Origin of the sequence: Luteimonas sp. MC1782, from assembly GCF_014164605.1 — a bacterium.
Lineage (GTDB): Bacteria > Pseudomonadota > Gammaproteobacteria > Xanthomonadales > Xanthomonadaceae > Luteimonas.
In genome coordinates this window covers 202,427-223,643 of sequence record NZ_JACJFT010000002.1, presented here as the reverse complement: position 1 = coordinate 223,643, position 21,217 = coordinate 202,427, and the positions used below count along the sequence as shown (strand labels likewise).

The following is a 21,217-nucleotide window of genomic DNA, read 5'->3' as shown; positions in this document are numbered from 1 at the left end:
TCAGGCCGCGAACAGCGCCTTCATCTTCTTCAGCGCGTTCGCCTCCACCTGGCGGATGCGCTCGGCCGACACGCCGTACTCGTCGGCCAGTTCCTGCAGGGTGACCTTGCTGTCATCGTCCAGCCAGCGGCGCTTGACGATGTCGCGCGAGCGCGCGTCCAGCCGGCCCAGGCCCTCGCGCAGCAGCGCGAGCTGGTTGTCCTCGCTGTCCTGGCGCTCGTAGGCCTGCGACGGGTCATCCTCGCGTGCGGTGAGGTAGGCGGCCGGCGACGGCGGCGCGTGGTCGTCGTCATCATCGGATGGCGCGTCGAAGGCGACATCGCGGCCCGACAGGCGCGACTCCATCTCCAGGACCTCGCGCTCGGAGACGTTGAGGTTCTCGGCCACGACGCGCACTTCCTCGGCGTTCAACCAGCCCAGGCGCTTCTTGCTCTTGCGCAGGTTGAAGAACAGCTTGCGCTGCGCCTTGGTGGTGGCGACCTTGACGATGCGCCAGTTCTTGATGATGTACTCGTGCATCTCGGCACGGATCCAGTGCACCGCGAACGACACCAGGCGCACGCCGACCTCGGGGTCGAAGCGCTTCACGGCCTTCATCAGGCCGATGTTGCCCTCCTGGATCAGGTCGCCGAGCGGCAGGCCGTAGCCGTTGTAGCCACGCGCCACGTGCACCACGAAGCGCAGGTGCGAATGCACCAGCTCGCGCGCGGCATCCAGGTCTTCCTGGTCGCGGAAACGGTGGGCCAGCGCCTGCTCGTCCTCGACCGTGAGGACGGGGATCTGGTGGACGGCGCCGATGTAGGCCTCGAGCGAACCCAGGGCGCTGGGGATCGGGAGGCTGTTGGGGACAAGAGCGGTCGCTGTGATTGCAGTCATGGCAGTGATCTTAGCAGTGGCCGGATACGACTGCTGAACGCGGCGGGAGTTCCTTACTGTTCCATTCATCGTATGAATGGACGCAAATCGAATTGATTGTGTCCACCGATGCAGGCTTCGCCGGTCCCGCCGAGCCTCCCGCGTGCCCAGGCTCAGAGGCGGCGCCCGGCCAGGACCCGGCGGTACAGCGCCACGTCCCGGGCGTGGTAGGCCTCGATGCGGCGGCGGAGGCCCGGACTGATCGCGTATCCGGACTCGCCACGCAGCGGGTTCACCAGCGCCGATGCGGGCACCGCGGTACCGCCCAGGAACCGCCGCGCCATCTGCTGCAGGTCCTCGTCGTAACGCTCGGTGATGCCGATGAAGTCGAAGCCGGCCGGATCGAATCGCCAGAGGTACTCGTGGTACAGGTCGCGCAGTTCGGCGCCGAGGGCGAAGCGCTCGAACGACCAGCGTTCGCGCAGCACCCGGTTGCGCAACGGCTGGCGGGGGTCAAGCCCGTCGTAGTCACGGACCCAGTAGTGGTAGTGCGAGGCCAGCCGGTCCACCGGTTCGCGAAGCCAGGTGACGTAGCGCACCGCGCGCGCGCCGGCCGCGATGCGGAACTTCACCGGCAGGAAATGGCCGTGCACGCAGGTCAGGTTGTCCGGCAGTGCCCCCCGGCCGGCCAGTCCGGCGCGCAGTGCGCGCAAGCGGCGGCACCAGCGCGAGTACTGCATCGGCTGGTCGACATATTCGGTCTGGCAGGCGCCGGGGTCCGGGAACGCCACGCGCAGTGTCTGCGCCAGGCTGGTGCCCGCGGTTTTCGGCATGTGCAGCGATATCAGCAGCGGCGCGGACGTCATGCGATGGCGGTCTCCGGGCAGGGCGGCAACGACCAGTCCTGGGCCGTGCCGCCACGTGAGACGAGGTAGCGGTTGGCCGCCGAGAAGTGGCCGCAGCCGAGGAAGCCCCGGTGCGCCGACAGCGGCGACGGATGGGTGGCCCGGAGCACCCGGTGGCGCGACCCATCGATGACCTTGCCCTTGGCCTGCGCATAGGCGCCCCAGAGCATGAACACCAGACCTTCGCGCTCGCGGTTGAGCACGTCGACCACGTGGTCGGTGAAGCCTTCCCAACCCTTGCGCTGGTGCGAACCGGCGCAGCCGGCCTCGACCGTGAGCACCGAATTGAGCAGCAGCACGCCGCGCCGCGCCCAGGGCAGCAGGCAGCCATGGTCCGGAGGGCGGATACCCAGGTCGCGCTGGATTTCCTTGTAGACGTTGAGCAGCGACCGCGGCACCGACACGCCGGGACGCACCGAGAAGCACAGCCCGTGTGCCTGGCCCGCGCCGGGGTACGGGTCCTGGCCCAGGATCACCACGCGCACGTCCTCGAAGGGCGTGGCGTCGAAGGCGGCAAGGATCTCGGCCGCGGGCGGGAACACCTGGACACCGGCGCCCTTGCGCGTGCGCAGGAAGTCGGCCAGCGCCTGCATGTCGTCGCGTTCCAGGTAGTCACCGATGTGCGCCTTCCAGGAGGGAGCGAGACGCCCGCGTCCGTCGATCATGCGCCGAATACCGTGGATTCCGGCGTGCGCGCCAGGCGCAGCTGGAAGAGGGCCTTGGTCACCAGCAGGCGCTCCTCGATGGGCTTGAGCACCAGGTCGTTGGCGCCGTCGCGCAGCAGCGCGGTCTGGTTGTCGGGATTGGCGTCGCCGGTCATCACCAGCACCGGCAGCTTGCGCTTGGACCAGCCCAGCTCGCGGCGCACCGCATGCACCACGTCGTGGCCGCTCAGCTCGCCCTTCAGGTAGACATCGGTGAGTACGAGGTCGGCGCCCGGGCCGTCGCCGGCGTCGCGGCGCGCGCGCAGCCAGTCGATCGCGGCCTCGGCGCTCACCACGTGCACCACCTCCATCTGCTGCGCCTTGAGCATGCGCGAGGTGGCCAGCGCCACGGTGCGGCTGTCCTCGACGTAGAGCACGCGCGCGCCCGGGATCGGCTGCGGCTGCACGTAGCCGCGGATGAACTCCGCCAGCGCGTGGTGGCCGTGCGACTTGTCGAAGTAGTCGGTGACGTCGTCGCTGAAATGCCGCCCCTCGAGGTGCGCCTGGGCATTGCCGGACACCACGATCACCGGCACGTAGCGCTGGCCCGCCGCGGCGCGCACGAGCTCGGCCAACTGCTGGCCGTCACCATCGGGCAGCACCAGGGAGGTGGTGGCGAGGTCGATGGGCGCCGCCGCCAGCGCGGCGCGCGCATCGGCCAGGCCGGCGCAGGCCACCACGTCCACGTCGACCAGTTCGCTGCGGAGCACGTCGCCGATCAGCTTGCGCACCAGGCGGGAGCCGTCCACCACCATCACGCGCTGGGCGCCTGCGGCCAGATGGCGGATGTCGTGCGACGCGTCCATCACGTGTCGGTGGGGCGCGTCTGGCGCAGGAAATGGCCGGTGACGGCGCCCGCGCCAAGCCAGCCGAGCGCGGTCGTTCCGGCCAGCACCACCAGCGCCTGGCGCGCAGTGAAGCCGACCAGCCCGAACCCGCTGCCATAGCTCGCCGCCAGGTCGCCGAGTGGCAGGCGCAGCGCGGCACCGGCCGCCGTCAGCAGCGCCAGCGCCAGCGCGCCGGCCGCCAGGCCGTACCACGCGCCGAGGTACAGGAACGGGCGGCGGATGAAGCCGTCGCTGGCGCCGAGCAGCTGCAGGACACCGAGTTCGTCGCGACGCGACTGGATGTCCAGGCGCACGGTGTTGCCGACCACCAGCAACGCCCCCGTGCCGAGCAGGGCGGCCAGCACCCAGGCCACGCGGCCACCGAAGCGCAGCCAGCCGTCCAGGCGCTGGCGCCAGCCGGCATCGTGCTGCACCAGGTCGGCCTCGGGGAGGGTGCGCAGGGAATCGGCGAGCATGGCCTCGTCACCGGCCGGGGTGACCACCAGCACGTGCGGCAGCGGATTTTCGCCAAGCGCGTCGATCGCCTGGCCCAGGCCGCCGCGCGCGCGCAACTCCTCGAGGCCCTGGGCCGGCGTACGGTGTGCCACGTCGCCGACATCGGCGCGGCCGCGCAGCGCATCGGCCAGCGCCGCGACCGCGTCGGGCGTCACGTCCTGTTTCAGGAACACGCTGAGCTGACGCGACTGCTGCACGTCGCCGGCGAAGCGCTCGACGTTGCCCAGCACCAGCCACAGCCCGAGCGGCAGCGCCAGCGCCACCGCCATCACGCCGATGGTGAGCGCGGTGGACCACGGCCGGCGGAAGATGCGGCCGAGGCTGGCGACGAAACTGTAGGCATGGTGGTCGAACCACGTGCCGATGCGGGAGCGCGCGCGTTCCGGCCTGGGCCTGGCGATGGGCTCACTCATCGGCCAGGTCCTCCGGCGCGATGTCGTCGGCCAGCCGGCCATGGTCGAGCACCAGCACGCGCTTCTTCATGCGCTTCACCAGGCCGAGGTCGTGGCTGGCGACCAGCACGCTGGTGCCGCGCTCCGGGAGCGACGCGAACAGCGTCATGATCTCCGCGGCCAGGGTGGGATCGAGGTTGCCGGTGGGTTCGTCGGCCACCAGCAGCCGCGGCTCGGCGACCATGGCGCGCGCGATGCCGACGCGCTGCTGCTCACCCGCCGACAGCTGGCCCGGCAGCGCCGTGCCGCGCGCACCCAGGCCGAGGCGTTCCAGCACCGAACGCACGCGCCGGCCGATGTCGCCGCGGCGCATGCCACGCAGCACCAGCGGCAGGGCGACGTTGTCGTGCACGCTGCGATCGCCCAGCAGGCGGTGGTCCTGGTAGACCACGCCGACTTCGCGCCGATGCAGCGCCACCCGGCCGCCACGCACCTTGAGCAGGTTGCGCTCGCCGAACACCACCGCGCCGCGGCTGGGCCGCTCCGAGAGATGGATCAGGCGCAGCAGGGTGCTCTTGCCGGCGCCGGAATGGCCGGTCACGAACAGCATCTCGCCGGCATCCACGGCGAAGCTCACGTCCTCGAGCGCGACGTGGCCACCGGGGTATTGCTTGCAGACGCTGTCGAAGCGCAGGACGGGCATCGTGTCGCGGTTCCGGGAAGAGGTGCCCAGCGATTATGGCCGCTGTCGTACCCGCAAAGCACCCGCGTGCGCGCGGGCATCCATTCCCGACCGCATCGCGGTACTCAGTGCTGCGAGCGCGGCGCGCGCGTGACCAGCTTCTTCAGCCCGAGGCCGATGCGGCCCAGCAGCGATGAAGGCTCCGCTGCGGTCGACTGCGGACGCGCGGTGTGTGACGGCGACTCCGGTTTCGGGCGCGGCGCGCGCGGCTGCGACGGTTTCGCGCCGGCATGCGTGGACGGCTGGGCCTGCGCCTGGCCGCCCTGCCCGGCGACGCCCTCGATGCCCTCGGCACCTTCGACACGACGGCCACCACGACGGCGACGACGCTTGCGCGGCGCGCGCTCGCCCTCGGCGGCTGGCAGCGCCGCGGACGCTGCCGCGTCCACGGCCGGTGCGGCTGATCCTGTCGCGGCGGGCGCGGCTGCGGCGGGCGCGGCTGCGACGACATCAGGCGAGCCAATCGCAGACGCCTCCATGGTCGTCGCGGCGGGTACTGCAGGTGCTGCGCGCGGCGGACGCGGCGGACGCGGGCCGCGCTCGCCGTCGGCACGCGGGCCGGCACGGCCACGACCGGGGCCACCGGCGCCGGGCCCGCCGCTGCGGCCTCCGCCACGTCGCGCATCCTCGGCGGCGCGCTGCTCGCGCGCTTCGCGGAAGATCTCGCTGACGCTCTCGCCTTCTTCGGGCTCGAGCTCCACGCCTTCGCGCGGCTTGCGCGGCACCGGCGTCATCAGCTCGACGGTCACCGGTTCCGACGGGATCTTCTGCTCGATGAAGGCCTCGATGTCCGGCAGGCCGATCGCATAGCGCTCGCAGGCGAAGCTGATCGCATCGCCCTCCTCGCCCAGGCGCGCGGTGCGGCCGATGCGGTGCACGTAGTCCTCGGCGTCGAACGGCAGGTCGTAGTTGTAGACGTACTTCACGCCATCGATGTGCAGGCCGCGGGCGGCGACATCGGTGGCGACCAGGATCTCGAGCTGGCCGCCCTGGAACTTCTTCAGCAGGCTCTCGCGCTTCTTCTGCGGCACGTCGCCCGACAGCACGCCGACGCGGTAGCCGGCGCGCTCCAGCGCGCGCGCGACGCGTTCCACGAACGCCTTGGTGTTCACGAACACCAGGGTGCGCGCGCCTTCCGAACGCGACAGCAGGCCCAGCAGCAGCGGCAGCTTCTCTTCGTCGGACGGGTAGTAGAGCTTCTGGCGCACCTGCGCGGCGGTGATGAACTCCGACTCCACGACCAGCTTCTGCGGCTCGTTCATGTGTTCGTAGGCCAGCTCCAGCACGCGATGGCTCAGCGTGGCCGAGAACAGCAGGGTCTGGCGCTCGGTGCGCACGGGCATGCGGCGCAGCAGGAAGCGGATGTCCTTGATGAAGCCGAGGTCGAACATGCGGTCGGCCTCGTCGAGCACGCAGACCTCGCAGGCGTGCAGCGACACCACCTTGTGCTGCTTGACGTAGTCGATCAGCCGGCCCGGGGTGGCGATGATGACGTCCACGCCTTCCTGCAGGATCTGGCGCTGCTTGTCGTAGTCGACGCCGCCGTAGACCAGTGCGAACTTCAGCCCCATCTCGGGACCGAACTTCAGCGCGTCCTTGTGGATCTGGATGGCCAGCTCGCGGGTCGGCGCCAGGATCAGCGCGCGCGGGTCTTCAGGCTTGCGGTCGGCAAGCGCCGGTCGCGTCAGCAGCCGGTTCATCACCGCCACCAGGAACGCCAGGGTCTTGCCCGTGCCGGTCTGGGCCTGGCCGGCGACATCACCCCCGGGCAGCGCGACCGGAAGGGTCAGCGCCTGGATGGGCGTGAGGCGCGTGAAGCCCGCGGTCTCGAGGCCGGCAAGCAGCGACGGGTGCAGGTCGAAGGAGGAGAAGGTGAGGTCGGTAAGTGGCTTGTCGGACATTCGTCAGGGAGTCTGCGCGGCGCGCGCGCTTGCGTGGAAGGCGGCAGCCAAGCAGACTGCCCTCGATGAACCGGAGCGGGTACCCGGCCCCGGGGCGGCCCTTGTTCTGGCCGCGGATCGCCCCAGTCTAGCACCACAAACGCCGCCGCCATCGCCGTGATCCGGCCGGCCCGCGGCCACCCCCCATGCAGGAGAAAGCAGTGAGCGACCACGTCATCCATGCCAGCGACGCCGATTTCGACGCCACCGTCCTCGCCTCCGACGAGCCGGTGCTGGTCGACTTCTGGGCGCCCTGGTGCGGCCCATGCAAGATGATCGCCCCGGCCCTCGACGAGCTGGCCGACACCTATGCGGGCCGGGCGAAGGTCGTGAAGATCGACATCGACCAGAACCGTGCCACGGCGATGAAGTACCACGTGCGGTCCATCCCCATGCTGCTGCTGTTCAAGGGTGGCCAGGTGCAGGACACCCAGATCGGCGCGGTCGGCAAGCCGCAACTTGCGCAGATGATCGAAAAGGCCCTCTGAGGCACCGCACCCCCGCTTGCCGTCGTGGCGCGGGGGTGCTAGTTTCGGTAACGCACCGGCGCGAGACAGGCGCCGCACCCATCTGCAAGACCCATCTCATCAACTCACGCCGCCCGTCCCGGGCGCGCTCGCAGCAAGCGAGGATTCCCACTTGTCCGACATTCCATCCGATTCCGGCGACAGCGCCGTGAAGCGCGTGCGCAAGCCGCGCGTCGCCAAGGCCACGGCCGGCGACTCCCCCTCTTCCGATACCTCCGCGACGCAGGCTGCACCGCGCGCCGAGGCGCCGCCGCAGGCCGTCGGCGTCAGCCAGCCGTCGCTGCCGATGCCGCCGCAGGCGCCCGCACCCGCATCTCCGCAGCCTGCCAGCGCCGATGGTGGCCAGGGACGGCAAGGCGGGCAGAACCAGGGCCAGAACCAGAACCAGGGCCAGGGGCAGAACCAGAACCAGAACCAGAACCAGGGCCAGAACCAGGGCGGCCAGGGTCAGGGCGGCCATGACGACGACGACCAGGGCCAGGACGGTGGCAACCGCCAGCATGGCCAAGGCCAGGGCCAGGGCCAGGGCAACCGCCGCGACCGCAACCGCAACCGCCGCGACCGTCCGCGCCAGCGCGACGACGGCCTGCCCCAGGACAACGGCAACGACCAGGCCAACCGCCTGCCGCCGCCAAACATCCCGGAAGGCTTCCCGCAGTACTCGCTCTCCGACCTCAAGCGCATGCCGGCGCAGAAGCTGCTCGACATCGCCGAGCAGCTGAACATCTCCGAAGGCGTGGCGCGCGCGCGCAAGCAGGATGTGATCTTCAACCTGCTGAAGGTGCTGACCCGCCACGGCGAAGGCGTCGTCGCCGACGGCGTACTGGAAATCCTGCCCGACGGCTTCGGCTTCCTGCGCGCGGCCGAAGCCAGCTACCTGGCCGGCCCGGACGACACCTACATCTCGCCCAGCCAGATCCGCCGCTTCAACCTGCGCACCGGTGACCACCTGAGTGGCCGCATCCGCTGGCCCAAGGACGGCGAGCGCTACTTCGCGCTGAACGTGGTCGACACCATCAACGGCGAGCCGCTGGAAGCGTCGAAGAACAAGGTGCTGTTCGAGAACCTGACGCCGCTGTTCCCGCGCAAGAAGTTCAAGCTCGAGCGCGGCGATGGCAGCAGCGAGGACATCGCCGGCCGCATCCTCGACCTGATGGCCCCACAGGGCAAGGGCCAGCGCGCGCTGATCGTGTCGCCGCCGAAGGCCGGCAAGACGATGATGATGCAGCAGATCGCCAGCGCGATCACCTACAACCATCCGGACGTGCACATGATCGTGCTGCTCATCGACGAGCGGCCCGAGGAAGTGACCGAGATGCAGCGCAGCGTGCGCGGCGAAGTGATCAGCTCGACCTTCGACGAGCCGGCCGCGCGCCACGTGCAGGTCGCCGAGATGGTGATCGAGCGCGCCAAGCGCCTGGTCGAGCACAAGAAGGACGTGGTGATCCTGCTCGACTCGATCACCCGCTTGGCGCGTGCGTACAACAACGTGGTGCCGAGCTCCGGCAAGGTGCTGACCGGTGGTGTCGACGCCAACGCGCTGCACCGCCCCAAGCGCTTCTTCGGCGCCGCGCGCAACGTCGAGGAAGGCGGCTCGCTGACCATCATCGCCACCGCGCTCGTCGACACCGGCAGCGCGATGGACAAGGTCATCTACGAGGAGTTCAAGGGCACCGGCAACTCCGAAGTGCACCTGGACCGCCGCATCACCGAGAAGCGCGTGTACCCGGCGATCAACGTCAACCAGTCGGGCACGCGTCGCGAGGACTACCTCATCGAGCCGGAGCTGCTGCAGAAGATCTGGATCCTGCGCAAGCTGCTGCACCCGATGGACGAGATCGCGGCCATGGAGTTCCTGCTCGACAAGATGAAGACCACCAAGTCCAACGACGAGTTCTTCTCTTCGATGAAGCGCTGAGGCCCGCGCCACGCAATCCGAGGAAGGCCCCGCCAATGGCGGGGCCTTTTCGTTGCGGGTTGCGCTGCCGTCGCGGGCCGGACACATGCCTTCCCCGCAGGTCCTGCCTACTCAGCTGCCCTCGGGCTCCAGCGCGGATGCCAGGCGCAGCCCACTGCCGGCCAAGGTCGCGCGCTGCGGCGCGAGCGCATCGTTGCCGTCGTCACCGTACGCCCACGCCGGCCGGCTGTGTTCGCCCGGAATGTAGGCCTTCCATGCTCCGTAGCCATGCTCCCCGCCGGTCGTGAACTCGATGGGCATGCGGATCACGACGTAGTCGCGACCCGCCTCCGAAGCGCCTTCAGGCAAGCGGAACGACCAACCGGACACGGCCGTCAACGCGGCCTTCGACAGCGCGTCGCGGATGCGGCCCGCCAGCGGCCCCCTGGCGAGCACCGTCAGGTTGAATCTCTCGACATGCGTGTCCACGACCCGTCCGTCCAGGCCGACTTTCGCCAGCACGTAGACGACACCCGTGCCGCCGAGCTCGAGGATCTGCCTCGGATAAACCGGGGGCGCCATGTTGGGCGCAGTCAAGCGTTCGCCTGACGGCAGCTCGTCGTCGATATGAACGCCGACGATGTTGATCTTGTAGTTCCCGCCATCGTGACGGCGAGTGACCAGCCGCATGCTGAAGCGCGTCGAGGAGGCGATCGGGACGCCGTCGCTTGTCGCCGGTTGGACCTGCCAACGCGGGACGTTGCGGGCGACATGAGTGCGAACGGCTTCCGGCACCTCGTACTGTCGGTCGATCGAATAGGCCGTGACGGTGCCATCCACGGCCACGTCGATGCGACCGGTGAGCAGCATCGAGGCCTCCGCCTGTTTCAGCATCGCGGCACGTGTCTGCGCAGGCGCATTCGACGCCAGCACCAGCAACGCCAACCACACGCCCAACGCCATCCATTGCTTGATCACGGCTTACCTTGCACGGGCGGGCGACGCCCGGCTTGGCGCCGAGAGTATCGCCTGCCGGTGGAGCGCGCCAATCGGCCCCGGGCACGTTGACGGATGTCCGCCCCGATGCGCGATACTCGGCCACACAGGGGATCGACCATCGGGGTACCGCATGTCCCAGGGACTGTTCCGCGCATCCATCCTCGCCGCCGTCCTGCTTGCCTGGGCCGGCACCGCCGACGCCAGCCGCTTCGGCCGCGACGGTTTCTCCGGCAACCCCGGCACCAACAACGGCGCCACCTGCACCGCATGCCACGCGCCCGCCGCGGCGACGCCCACGGTGACGGTCAGCGGCCCGCAGACCCTGGATGCCAACACGGTCGCCGAGTACACGGTGACGATCGCCGGCGGCCCGGGTGTCACCGGCGGCGTCGGCGTGTCGTCCACGGGCGCCGCCGGCAGCTTCGAGGCGGTCGGCAGCGACGTGCACGTGGTTGGCGCCGAACTTTCGCACACCCAGCCCAAGGCGTTCAGCGCGGGCGCGGTCAGCTTCAGCTTCCGCTGGCGGGCGCCGGCCTGGAACGGCCCGGTCACCCTGTACGCCGCCGGCAACTCGAGCAACGGCCAGTTGAACCTGCTCGGCGACGGCATCGGCACCCGGCAGTTCAGCGTCACGGTGCAGAACGGCAGCGCCGAGCCACCGCCGCCGCAACCGCCGCCGCCGGCCCAGGCCTCGCTCGCGATCTTCGCCACCGGCCTCTCGCAGCCGGTGGTGATCACCCATGCCGGCGACGCGCGGCTGTTCGTGGCCGAGCAGCCGGGCCGCATCCGCGTGATCGACAACGGCGTGCTGCTGCCCACGCCGTTCCTCGACATCACCGCGCGCGTCGACGATGCCGGCAACGAGCAGGGCCTGCTCGGCCTCGCCTTCCATCCCGACTACGCCAGCAACGGCTGGTTCTACGTCAACTACATCTTCGACCCGCCCACCGGCACGCTGGACCGCACGCGCATCTCGCGTTTCACGGTGGGCGCCAATGGCAACGTCGCCGACCCCGCCTCCGAACTGGTGCTGATGGAGTTCGAGCAGCCGTACAGCAACCACAACGGCGGCGACCTGCAGTTCGGACCCGACGGCTACCTGTACATCGCGTCCGGCGACGGTGGCAGCGGCGGCGACCCGCAGAACAACGCGCAGAATCCCGGGCGGCCGCTCGGCAAGCTGCTGCGCATCGACGTGGACGGCGGCGGCGGCACACCCGACTGCAACCTGGTGGCGGGCAACCACTACGGCATCCCGCCGGGTAACGCGTACACCGATGGCGACGGTGGCGCGGGCTGCGACGAGATCTTCGCCCTCGGCCTGCGCAACCCCTGGCGCATCGCCTTCGACGCGGTCACCGGCAACCTGTGGATCGCCGACGTCGGCCAGAGTGCGCGCGAGGAGATCAACTTCGTGCCGGCCGACACCGCCGCCGGGCTGAACTTCGGCTGGCGCTGCTACGAGGGCGACCAGCCCTACAACACCGCCGGATGCACCGGCGCCTACTTCACGCCGCTGGTCACCACCTCGCACTCGGCCGGCAACTGCTCGATCACCGGCGGGCGCGTGTATCGCGGCGGCGCATCGCCGGCGCTCGCCGGGCGCTATTTCTTCACCGACTACTGCAACACCGCGATCCGCACCGTGACATTCGCCAACGGCCAGCCGGTGGTGGAGAGCCCGATCCCGGCGGGCGCGGTGGGGCAGCCTGTGGCGTTCGGCGAGGACGTGTTCGGCGAGCTGTACGTCGCCAGCCTCACCGGCACGGTCTACCGCATCGTGGGCGCGGGCGACACGCCGCCGTCGCAGGTCACCACGCTGTCCAGCCAGTGCCTGCACGCACCCGGCACCAGCCTCGCCGGCGGCACGAAGCTGGCCGCCTGGCCCTGCAACGGCAGCGCGGCGCAGCGCTGGGTGCTGCGCGCCGACGGCTCGCTGCTCAACCCGGCCACCGGCGGCTGCGTGGACGTGCCCAACGGCGACACGCGGCCGGGCGCGGTGCAGCTGCGACTCAGTGCCTGCAACGGCCAGCCGGCGCAGCGCTTCGCCACGACCGCCGCCAACGAGCTGCGCGGCATCGGCGGCCTGTGCATGGACCAGTCGCGCAAGGTGCGCCGCCGCGTGCAGATGTACACCTGCGACGGCAGCGACCACCAGGTCTGGTTCTTCGCGCCGGCCCCGGCACGCGCCGCGCGCTGAGCACGGCGCACGACGCGGGAGCCGGCTGGATCAGCGCGGCTCCCGCAGGAACCGCGCCATCGACACACCGGTGGTCGGTGGCGCGAACTCCGCGGCCACGTCCACGAAACCCCGCATCACCGCGATCTCGCGCGGCGTGCGGTTGAGGGCATCGCGCAGGTCGGGATCGCAGCCGGCGCGCAGCAGGTGGTGGGCCATGCGCAACAGCCCGTGCAGCGCGGCCAGGTGCAGCGGCCCGAAGCCACGCGGGTCCTGGGCATCCAGTTCGGCATCTTCATCGAGCAGGCGGTCGACGGCGGGCAGCACCACGTCCTCGTCGCAGGCGGTCCCGGGCTCGGCGCGGGCACCGAGCAGCAGCAGCAGTGGCGTCACGCCACCCGCGGCGCGCGCACCGGGTTCGGCGCCGGCCAGCAGCAGGGTGTCGAGCAGCGCCAGGAGCCGCGGCCGGTCGCGGGCGGTGAACCCGAACAGCGCCGCGCAGTGCAGCGGCGTGAGTCCCTGCGCGTCGGACGCCTGGACGTTGGCTCCGGCCGACAACAGGCGTGCACAGATGTCTGGCAGGCCCAGCGCCGAGGCCAGCATCAGCACGGTGACCTCGCCAGGCAGGCGCTGCTCGAGGCTGACCCGGGCGTCGAGCAGGCGTTCGACGATCTCGGCGTGGCGCATGCTGACCGCGGCCGACAGCGGCGTGGCGCCGGTGTGCGCCGCGCGCTGCGGGTCGGCGCCGCGTTGCAGCAGCAGTTCTAGGGTGGCGGCGTGGCCGCCGCCGGCGGCCCGCAGCAGCGCGGTGCAGCCCTGCGCGTCGGCGGTGTCGACCGCGAAGCCGAGGTCGAGCAGGCGGCGCACCGCGTCGTGGTCGCCGACCATGGCGGCCGCCGGGAGGTCGCCGGCGCGCAGCGGGCGGCCGGGCAGCGGCCAGCCGCGCCAGTCGAGCCAGTCGGCGAGATCGCGCCGGCCCGCCGACAGCGCGACACCGAGCGGCGTCTGCCCGTCGGCGGCGCGGATTTCAGGCGAGGCCCCGCCCTTCACCAGCAGCTTCAGCGCCGGCTCGCGCGCCAGCGCGGCGGCGATGTGCAACGCGGTCATCCCATGCGCGTCGCGCAGGTCGAGGTCGATGCCGGCGGTGACCAGGCGCTCCAGCATGCGCATCCACCCCAGGCGCACCGCGAGCGCCGGGGCATGGTCGCCCTCGGGCGACGGCGCGAACACGTCGACGCCCTGGTCGACGAGTTCCAGCGCGAACTGCTCCAGGCCGCGGCCGGCCTGGTCGCTGCGCGCGCACGCGCCAAGGAATCGCGCCAGGCCACCGGCGCCCGCCACCGAGGTGCCGCCGCGCAGCAGGGCCTGCAGCGCCGGCAGTGCGTCGGGACCGCGCGCCAGCAGGCGCATCGCCACGGTGTCGCCGCCGTCCACGCGCACATCGGGGTCGGCGCCATGCGCCAGCAGCCAGTCGATGCGTTCCACCGAAAGCGGGGCGTCGTCGTCCACGAGCAGCTCGCCGAGCTCCGCCGGGGTGACCAACTGCAACAGCGGCTCAAGCTGGTCGTAGCGCGCTTCGCGCAACTGGCCGCGCAGCACCACGCGCGGAGCGCGGTCGACGGGCGCTGCGGGATCGTCGGGATCATCGCCGAACACGCTGGCCGGCAGCGGGTGCGCGGGATCCACCGCCGCCACCAGCGCCCAGCGGCCGGCGGCCGCGGCGTGGTCGATGGCGCGCTTGCCGCCGCCGTCGACGACGTCGGTGGCCACGCCGAGGTCCAGCAGCCGCTTCACCAGCGCCGGCGACGCCGTTTCGGCGAGGCAGGCCAGATGCAGTGCGTTGCGTCCCGCGCCGTCTATGGCGTGCACGTCCCCGCGCGTGGCCAGCAGTTCGAAGGCGGCGCTGCCGCCGCCGCGCGCGGCGTCGAGCAGTGGCGTACGGCCTTCGCCATCACGGGCGTCGATGCTGGCGTGGGCCTCGAGCAGCGCGGCGACGATATCGGCGTGTCCGGCGAGCGCGGCCTCGTGCAGCGCGCTCCGGCCACCGGCATCGCGCGCGTCCACCTTGGCCTTGTGCTTGAGCAGCAGGGTGACGCCGGCGACGTCGTCGTCCTCGCCACCGGCGGCGGCGAGCAGCGCCGGAGTGCCCCCGGCCGGCTCGGGCCTGGCGCCACGCTCGAGCAGGAAGCGCGCCAGGCGCCAGTTGCCGCTGGCGCAGGCGATGCCAAGCGGAGTGACGCCGTCGTTGTTGAGCACGTCGACTTCGGCGGCGGCGTCACGCAGCAGCGCGGCCACGCCCGGATCGGAACTGCGCGCGGCATGGTGCAGCGGGGTGTTGCCGTCGCGGTCGACGGCGCGGGGATCGGCGCCGTTGGCCAGCAGGGTCGTCACCGCGTCGGGCCGGCCGTGCCAACTGTCGCGGGTTGCCGCGAGCAGAGGAGTCACGCCGGCGTGTGCGGCGTTGAGTTCCACGCCGCCGGCGATCAGCGCGCGCAGCAGGCGCAGGTCGGGCAGCACGGCGGCGAGCACTGGCAGCGAGCGCTGGTCGCGCTCGTCGGCCGGCGGCAGCGCGCGTGGATCGCAGCCGGCTTCGAGCAGCGCCAGCGCACGCTCGACGCGGCCGCTGCGGGCCGCGGCATACAGCGCGGCCACCGGATCATCCGCGCCGTCATCAAGGTCGACGGCCGTGCCATGCGGCTCGGGCATGTCCACCACGTCCAGCGCGACCGTGTCCGGGGCGGCCGCGCGCTGCAGCGCCCAGTGCAGCGCCGGCCAGGCCACGGCGGCCAGCGCGGCCAGCAGCCAGCGTGCGTTGCCGGCCACCAGGCCCGGCCAGCCCAGGGCCAGGCCGATGGCGAGGATGGCGGCGATCGCCAGCGCCACCCGCAGTCCGCGCCAGCTCGAGCCGTCGCGGTCGTCCAGCGTGCGCCAGTGCGCGGCGAGCGTGCCGCCGCCGTCGCGTTCGGCGGCATGCCACAGCGGCCACAGCCGCCACAGCGCGATGACCCCGAGGCCCGCCGTCGCGCTCAGTGCCAGCGCGGCGCCCAGCGACGCGCCGCCACTGGCCAGCAGCGCCGACAACGGCCAGCCGACCAGCAGCGCGGTGGCGCCGGAGGCCAGCGCCCAGAGCAGCAACAGGGCGAGCAGGTCACGGCGTAGGGCGGCCGGATCCAGCGCCGCGTGCGCGCCGCGCCACTGGCGCACGCCCAGCGCGAGCAGCGGCTGAGCCAGCCACGCAGCGGGCACGGCAATCGCCGCGACCGCCGTGGCGGCGGTGGACAGGAGGCCGGCGGCGAGCAGCAGGCCGGCGCGCGGCAGCGGGCGCGGCGACTCAGGCATCGGTGCCCCAATCCTCGGTCATCGGATCCAGCGCGGCGCGCGGCGGCATCTGCAGGTGGAAACCACGCAGGGCCAGGTTGCCGCGGACCACCGCGGCGTCCTCGATCGCAAGCCTGCGCCCGGGTTCGAGCGCCACCTCGAGGACGAACTGCAGCTCGCCCAGTTCGGCGCGCAGCGATTCGGGGAGGCGTTCGAACTCCTCCCGCTCGGCGAGATAGACATAGGTGTCGGCCTTGCGAAGGCTCTTGTAGACGTAGGCGTGCATCGACGGGTCTGCGGTCGGTTGGTGCCGACGGCGGAGATCGCGCATCGACGCACCGGGGCGGAAGCCTGCAGCATAAAGCAACCGTGCCGCGAAGCCCGCCGCAGCCGGGAACCGGAGTGCCCGGCGACGGCGCAGGTTCAGTGGTAGCCGGCGTCGGCCTCGATCTTGCCGCGGAACACCGAATACGACCACGCCGTGTAGCCGAGGATCACCGGCAGCAGCACCACCAGCCCGCCGAGCACGAACAGCTGTGACGACGGCGGCGATGCGGCCTCCCAGATGCTCAGCGACGGCGGCACGATGTTCGGCCAGATGCCCAGCACCAGGCCGATGAAGCCCAGCAGGAAGAAGCTCAGCGTCAGCAGGAACGGCCGCACATCGCGCCCCTCGTGCATCGTTGCGCGCCACAGCGCGAACACGTTGGCCAGCGCCAGCAGCGGCACCGGCGCCAGCCACCAGAAGTTGCCGTCGGCGAACCAGCGCGCCATCACCTGCGAATCCAGGAACGGCAGCCAGGCGCTCACCAGGCCCATGAACACCGCGACCACCAGCACCAGCGGCCGCGCCAGCGTACGCGCCACCAGCTGCAGCCGCCCGGCGGTCTTGAGGACCAGCCAGCACGCGCCGAGCAGCGCGTAGCCGAACAGCACCGCGGCGCCGGTCAGCATCGAGAACGGGCTGAACCAGTCGAAGATGCCGCCGACGTACTTGCCCGCCTCCAGCGGCATGCCTTCGACCAGCGCGCCGAGGATCACGCCCTGCGAGAACGCCGCCACCATCGAGCCGACGGCGAACGCGCCGCCCCAGAAGCGCTTCGCGCGCCGCGCCTTGAAGCGGAACTCGAACGCCACGCCGCGGAAGATCAGCGCGATCAGCATCAGCAGCACCGGCACGTACAGCGCCGACAGCACCACCGCGTAGGCCTTCGGGAACGCCGCCAGCAGCGCGGTGCCGCCGAGCACCAGCCAGGTCTCGTTGCCGTCCCAGATCGGCGCCGCGGTGTTCATCATGTGGTCGAGCTGGTCGCTGTCCTCGGCGAACGGCGCGAGGATGCCAAGGCCCAGCACGAAGCCGTCGAGCAGCACGTACATCAGCACGCCGAAGCCGATCACGCCGAACCAGACCACCGGCAGCCAGGTCTCCATGCTCATGGCCCCACCTTCGCGGCATCGTCGTCGTCGCCGACCGACAGCGGCCGCGCCGGTGTCTTGTCGCCACCTTCGGTATCGGGCGCGTCCTCGAACGGCTGCGGCCCCTTGCGCACCAGGCCCAGCAGGTACCAGATGCCGGCGCCGAAGATCACCGCGTACGCGACGGCGTACGTCGCCAGCGATGCCATCACCGCCGCCGCCTCGATGTTGGGGCTGATCGCCTCGCTGGTGCGCAGCAGGCCGTAGATCACGTACGGCTGGCGGCCGATCTCCACCACGTACCAGCCCGCAAGCAGGGCGATGAAACCGGCCGGGCTGAGCAGCCGCCAGCCGTCGAGCAGCCAGCGCGAGGCGAACAGGCGCCCGCGCCAGCAGGCGAACGCCGAGGCCAGCGCAAGCGCCAGCATCGCGAGGCCCAGCCCGACCATGATCCGGAAGCCCCAGAACACCGGCAGCACCGGTGGCCGTTCGCTGGCCGGCACCGCCTTCAAGGGCTGGATCTCGCCGTCCCAGCTGTGGGTCAGGATCAGGCTGCCCAGCCGTGGCACCGCAAGCTCGTAACGGTTGCGCTCCGCGGCGGCATCGGGCCATGCGAACAGCACCAGCGGCACGCCCGCGCCGGGCTCGCCCGCCTCCCAGTGGCCCTCCATCGCCGCCAGCTTCACCGGCTGGTGCTCGCCGACATTGAGCCCGTGCAGGTCGCCGACCAGCACCTGCAGCGGCAGCGCGATCGCGGCGAACGCCACCGCCAATATCAGCATGCGCCGTCCTTCCGCCTCATGCACGCCGCGCCGCAGGTACCAGGCGCTCACCCCGCCGATCACGAAGCACGTGGTGATGAACGCCGCCAGCACCATGTGCGCCAGCCGGTACGGAAACGAGGGGTTGAAGATGATTGCCAGCCAGTCGACCGGCTGGAACATGCCGTCGACGATCTCGTGGCCCTGCGGCGTCTGCATCCAGCTGTTGGCGGCAAGGATCCAGAAGGTCGAGAACAGCGTGCCCAGCGCCACCATGCAGGTCGCGAAGAAATGCAGCCTGGGTGACACCCGCTTCCAGCCGAACAGCATCACGCCGAGGAAGCTGGCCTCGAGGAAAAACGCCGTCAGCACCTCGTAGGCCAACAGCGGACCGAGAATGGCGCCGGCGCGCTCGGAGAGCACGGCCCAGTTGGTGCCGAACTGGAAGCTCATCACGATGCCGCTGACCACGCCCATCCCGAACGAGATCGCGAAGATCCTGAGCCAGAAGAAGTACAGGTCGCGCCACATCGTGTCGCGGGTGCGCAGCCAGCGCCACTCGAGAAACGCCAACCAGTGCGCCAGGCCGATGGTGAAGGCCGGGAACAGGATGTGGAACGAGATCACGAAGCCGAACTGGATCCGCGACAGCAGCAGGGCCTCCACGCCGTTCTCCGCGATGCGGACGGGCGCATCGCCGCCGCCGATTGTGCGCCGAACCGGCGCGAGCGCGGTTCAGGCCATGTGAACACCACCATGACCACCGGCCCTCAGGCATGGCGCGGCTGGCTGATACGCTGGCGCGTCACCGTTCCAGGGGTCCCCGCACCATGCGCCATCGCTCCGTCGCTCCGCTTCTGTCGCTGCTGCTCGCCGCGGTTCCGGCTGGCCTCGCCCTGGCGCAACCCGCGCAGGTGCTCGACCTGCACCAGGTGATGGCCGACCCCGACTGGATCGGCCAGCCGGTCGAGCGGATGTGGTGGTCATGGGACGGCGACACCGCCTACTACAGCGCCAAGCGCATCGGCAGCAACGTCCGCGACACATACGCCCAGCCCATCGCCGGAGGCGCGGCGACGCTGGTCGATGGCGCCGCGCGCGGCGGGATCGACGCGCTCGCCCCGCTTTACGATGCCGCGCGCACGCGCATGGCGTTCGTGCGCAACGGCGACGTCTTCGTCCGCGACCTGCGCGGTGGCGCGCTGCAGCAGCTGACCCGCAGCGAGGCGCTGGAATCGCAGCTGCAGTGGGCGCGCGACGGCGCGCTGGTGTGGCGCAGCGGCAATGACTGGTTCCGCTGGAGCGCCGCGACCGGCGTCGGCCAGGCGGCGACCCTCAAGGCCGAGGACGCCCCGGGCACCGCGCCCAAGGCCGACGAACTCCGCGAGCGCCAGCTGCGCTATATCGAGACGCTGCGCGTGGAACGCGCGCGCCGCGACGAAATGCGCGAACAGTCCGACGCCTGGCGCCGCGTCGACCCCACGCGCGCGCCGGCCCCGGCTTACCTGGGCAAGGACGTCGAGATCCAGGGCAGCGCGCTGTCGCCGGACGGCCGCTGGCTGCTGGCGGTCACCCAGGCCAAGGGGGCCGAGTCGGGGCAGAAGGGCAAGATGCCGCAGTACGTCACCGAATCCGGCTACGAGGAGTTCGAGGACGTGCGCACCCGCGTCGGCCGCGGCGACCCCGCGCCGCAGTCGCTGTGGCTGGTGTCCGTGGCCGATGGCCAGGTGCGCGAGCTGAAGACCGACAGCCTGCCCGGCATCGGCGCCGACCCGCTGGCCGCGCTGCGCAAGACCGCGGGCCAGGACCCGCTGAAGGGCAACCGCGCGCTGCGCCTCGAGGCCGCCGGACCCGACGGCATCGCCGACGGCGCCCGCTGGAGCGACGACAGTCGCGGCCTGGCGCTGATGCTGCATGCGGTGGACAACAAGGACCGCTGGCTGGCCACCGTCGACCTGGCGCAGGCGCGCCTGCTGCCGGTGCACCGGCTGACCGACGAAGCCTGGATCAACTGGGGCTTCAACGACTTCGGCTGGATGCCCGACGGCGGCGACCTGTGGTTCCTGTCCGAGGAGTCGGGCTGGTCACACCTCTATCGCGCGTCCGGCGGCCGTGCCAGGGCGCTGACCTCGGGGCGCTGGGAGGCGTCGATGCCGGTGCTGTCCGCCGACGGCCGCGGCTTCCTGTTCCTCTGCAACCGCGCGCGTCCGGGTGACTACGAGGTCTGCCAGGTCGACGCCGCCGGCGGCTCGGTGCGCGAGATCACCGCGCTCGACGGCGTGGAGGATTTCGTCGCCTCGCCGGACGGCAGCCACGTACTGGTGCGTCATTCGCGCAGCTATCTGCCGCCGCAGCTGTCGGTGGTGGACGCCGCGGGCGGCAGCGCGCGCCAGCTCACCGACACCCGCTCGGCGGAATTCAAGCGCTTCGACTGGCTGCAGCCCGAATACGTGCAGGTCCCGTCGAAGCACGGCGCCGGCACTGTCTGGGGCAAGTACTACGGCCCCGCCACGATGGAGCCGGGTCGCAAGTACCCGGTGGTGATGTTCGTACACGGCGCCGGCTACCTGCAGAACGTCAGCGACCGCTATCCGAACTACTTCCGCGAACAGATGTTCCACAACCTGCTGGTGCAGCAGGGCTACATCGTGCTGGACCTGGATTTCCGCGCGTCCGAAGGCTACGGCCGCGACTGGCGCACGGCGATCTACCGGCAGATGGGCCATCCGGAACTCGAGGACCATCTCGACGGCATCGACTGGCTGGTCGCGCACAAGCAGGCAGACCGCGAACGAGTCGGCATCTACGGCGGCAGCTACGGCGGGTTCCTGACGTTCATGGCGCTGTTCCGCGAGCCGGGCACGTTCAAGGCCGGCGCGGCGCTGCGCCCGGTGAGCGACTGGTCGCAGTACAACCACGCGTACACCGCGAACATCCTCAACACGCCGGCGCTCGATCCGGGCGCCTACGCGAAGTCGTCGCCGCTGGAGTACGCCGAAGGCCTGCAGGACCACCTGCTGATCGCGCACGGCATGATCGACGACAACGTGTTCTACAAGGACTCGGTGATGCTGGCGCAGCGCCTGATCGAGCTGCGCAAGGACAAGTGGGAGCTGGCGAGCTATCCGCTGGAGCGGCACGGGTTCGTGCATGCCGACTCCTGGTACGACGAGTACCGGCGCATCCTCGAGTTGTTCAACCGCACGCTCAAGGCGCCCTGAGGGCGCCGGCACGGCGGC

15 protein-coding genes and 1 pseudogene are annotated in these 21,217 nt (G+C 71.1%); 4 read left to right on the top strand and 12 right to left on the bottom strand.

What is annotated here, in order from left to right; all coding sequences use genetic code 11:
* The 7 genes from rpoH to rhlB form a co-directional block, all read right to left on the bottom strand.
* On the bottom strand, positions 1 to 876 hold the full coding sequence (rpoH, locus tag H5368_RS10470; RefSeq protein ID WP_182824346.1) for an RNA polymerase sigma factor RpoH: 876 nt from the start codon (positions 874 to 876) through the stop codon (positions 1 to 3).
* 152 nt (positions 877 to 1,028) lie between these two features.
* Entirely contained in the window at positions 1,029 to 1,721 is a 693-nt protein-coding gene (locus H5368_RS10465; RefSeq protein WP_182824344.1) for a sulfotransferase family 2 domain-containing protein, read from the bottom strand.
* Positions 1,718 to 2,425, bottom strand: a complete 708-nt coding sequence (ung, locus tag H5368_RS10460) for a uracil-DNA glycosylase (RefSeq protein WP_182824342.1) — start codon at positions 2,423 to 2,425, stop codon at positions 1,718 to 1,720. Before ung ends, H5368_RS10465 begins: the two co-directional genes overlap by 4 nt.
* On the bottom strand, positions 2,422 to 3,270 hold the full coding sequence (locus H5368_RS10455; protein ID WP_182824339.1) for a response regulator: 849 nt from the start codon (positions 3,268 to 3,270) through the stop codon (positions 2,422 to 2,424). Before H5368_RS10455 ends, ung begins: the two co-directional genes overlap by 4 nt.
* Positions 3,270 to 4,220 carry a permease-like cell division protein FtsX gene (gene ftsX, locus H5368_RS10450; protein ID WP_182824337.1) on the bottom strand — a complete coding sequence of 317 codons (951 nt, stop codon included), beginning with the start codon at positions 4,218 to 4,220 and terminating at the stop codon, positions 3,270 to 3,272. The genes H5368_RS10455 and ftsX overlap by 1 nt, the downstream gene beginning before the upstream one ends.
* On the bottom strand, positions 4,213 to 4,902 hold the full coding sequence (locus tag H5368_RS10445) for an ATP-binding cassette domain-containing protein (protein WP_182824335.1): 690 nt from the start codon (positions 4,900 to 4,902) through the stop codon (positions 4,213 to 4,215). The genes ftsX and H5368_RS10445 overlap by 8 nt, the downstream gene beginning before the upstream one ends.
* Before the next feature lie 104 nt (positions 4,903 to 5,006).
* Complete coding sequence (rhlB, locus tag H5368_RS10440; RefSeq protein ID WP_182824333.1) at positions 5,007 to 6,842, bottom strand: ATP-dependent RNA helicase RhlB; 1,836 nt, start codon at positions 6,840 to 6,842, stop codon at positions 5,007 to 5,009.
* A 200-nt stretch (positions 6,843 to 7,042) separates the two neighbouring features.
* Here rhlB and trxA point away from each other — a divergent pair, with 200 nt between their 5' ends.
* A complete protein-coding gene (gene trxA / locus H5368_RS10435) occupies positions 7,043 to 7,369 on the top strand; it encodes a thioredoxin (RefSeq protein WP_182824331.1) in 327 nt (108 codons plus the stop codon).
* Between the two features lie 361 nt (positions 7,370 to 7,730).
* Positions 7,731 to 9,326: pseudogene (rho, locus tag H5368_RS10430) on the top strand (transcription termination factor Rho); the annotation flags it as partial.
* Positions 9,327 to 9,437: 111 nt separating this feature from the next.
* On the opposite strand, the gene H5368_RS10425 reads toward rho, so the two are convergent.
* Positions 9,438 to 10,283, bottom strand: coding sequence for a hypothetical protein (locus tag H5368_RS10425; RefSeq protein ID WP_182824327.1), 846 nt, complete (start codon positions 10,281 to 10,283; stop codon positions 9,438 to 9,440).
* 151 nt (positions 10,284 to 10,434) lie between these two features.
* Here H5368_RS10425 and H5368_RS10420 point away from each other — a divergent pair, with 151 nt between their 5' ends.
* The gene (locus H5368_RS10420; RefSeq protein WP_182824325.1) at positions 10,435 to 12,504 is read left to right on the top strand and encodes a PQQ-dependent sugar dehydrogenase; all 2,070 of its coding nucleotides are present in this window, start codon (positions 10,435 to 10,437) and stop codon (positions 12,502 to 12,504) included.
* A gap of 30 nt (positions 12,505 to 12,534) precedes the next feature.
* On the opposite strand, the gene H5368_RS10415 is transcribed toward H5368_RS10420, so the two are convergent.
* The 4 genes from H5368_RS10415 to H5368_RS10400 form a co-directional block, all read right to left on the bottom strand.
* Positions 12,535 to 15,822 (bottom strand): ankyrin repeat domain-containing protein, encoded by a 3,288-nt coding sequence (locus tag H5368_RS10415; protein ID WP_182824323.1) that lies wholly within the window; start codon positions 15,820 to 15,822, stop codon positions 12,535 to 12,537.
* The gene (locus H5368_RS10410; RefSeq protein WP_182824321.1) at positions 15,815 to 16,087 is read right to left on the bottom strand and encodes a YcgL domain-containing protein; all 273 of its coding nucleotides are present in this window, start codon (positions 16,085 to 16,087) and stop codon (positions 15,815 to 15,817) included. The genes H5368_RS10415 and H5368_RS10410 overlap by 8 nt, the downstream gene beginning before the upstream one ends.
* Before the next feature lie 137 nt (positions 16,088 to 16,224).
* A complete protein-coding gene (cydB, locus tag H5368_RS10405; protein ID WP_182824319.1) occupies positions 16,225 to 17,238 on the bottom strand; it encodes a cytochrome d ubiquinol oxidase subunit II in 1,014 nt (337 codons plus the stop codon).
* Positions 17,235 to 18,644, bottom strand: a complete 1,410-nt coding sequence (locus H5368_RS10400; RefSeq protein WP_182824317.1) for a cytochrome ubiquinol oxidase subunit I — start codon at positions 18,642 to 18,644, stop codon at positions 17,235 to 17,237. The genes cydB and H5368_RS10400 overlap by 4 nt, the downstream gene beginning before the upstream one ends.
* Positions 18,645 to 18,808: 164 nt before the next feature.
* On the opposite strand from H5368_RS10400, the gene H5368_RS10395 reads away from it, so the two are divergent.
* The gene (locus H5368_RS10395) at positions 18,809 to 21,199 is read left to right on the top strand and encodes a S9 family peptidase (protein WP_182824315.1); all 2,391 of its coding nucleotides are present in this window, start codon (positions 18,809 to 18,811) and stop codon (positions 21,197 to 21,199) included.
* Positions 21,200 to 21,217: the final 18 nt, after the last annotated feature.

Excerpts from the sequence above, each read along its gene's own strand:
- rpoH (WP_182824346.1), bottom strand. The coding sequence starts at position 876 with ATGACTGCAATCACAGCGACCGCTCTTGTCCCCAACAGCCTCCCGATC.
- H5368_RS10465 (WP_182824344.1), bottom strand. The coding sequence starts at position 1,721 with ATGACGTCCGCGCCGCTGCTGATATCGCTGCACATGCCGAAAACCGCG.
- ung (WP_182824342.1), bottom strand. The coding sequence starts at position 2,425 with ATGATCGACGGACGCGGGCGTCTCGCTCCCTCCTGGAAGGCGCACATC.
- H5368_RS10455 (WP_182824339.1), bottom strand. The coding sequence starts at position 3,270 with ATGGACGCGTCGCACGACATCCGCCATCTGGCCGCAGGCGCCCAGCGC.
- ftsX (WP_182824337.1), bottom strand. The coding sequence starts at position 4,220 with ATGAGTGAGCCCATCGCCAGGCCCAGGCCGGAACGCGCGCGCTCCCGC.
- H5368_RS10445 (WP_182824335.1), bottom strand. The coding sequence starts at position 4,902 with ATGCCCGTCCTGCGCTTCGACAGCGTCTGCAAGCAATACCCCGGTGGC.
- rhlB (WP_182824333.1), bottom strand. The coding sequence starts at position 6,842 with ATGTCCGACAAGCCACTTACCGACCTCACCTTCTCCTCCTTCGACCTG.
- H5368_RS10420 (WP_182824325.1), top strand. The coding sequence starts at position 10,435 with ATGTCCCAGGGACTGTTCCGCGCATCCATCCTCGCCGCCGTCCTGCTT.
- H5368_RS10415 (WP_182824323.1), bottom strand. The coding sequence starts at position 15,822 with ATGCCTGAGTCGCCGCGCCCGCTGCCGCGCGCCGGCCTGCTGCTCGCC.
- H5368_RS10410 (WP_182824321.1), bottom strand. The coding sequence starts at position 16,087 with ATGCACGCCTACGTCTACAAGAGCCTTCGCAAGGCCGACACCTATGTC.
- cydB (WP_182824319.1), bottom strand. The coding sequence starts at position 17,238 with ATGAGCATGGAGACCTGGCTGCCGGTGGTCTGGTTCGGCGTGATCGGC.
- H5368_RS10395 (WP_182824315.1), top strand. The coding sequence starts at position 18,809 with ATGCGCCATCGCTCCGTCGCTCCGCTTCTGTCGCTGCTGCTCGCCGCG.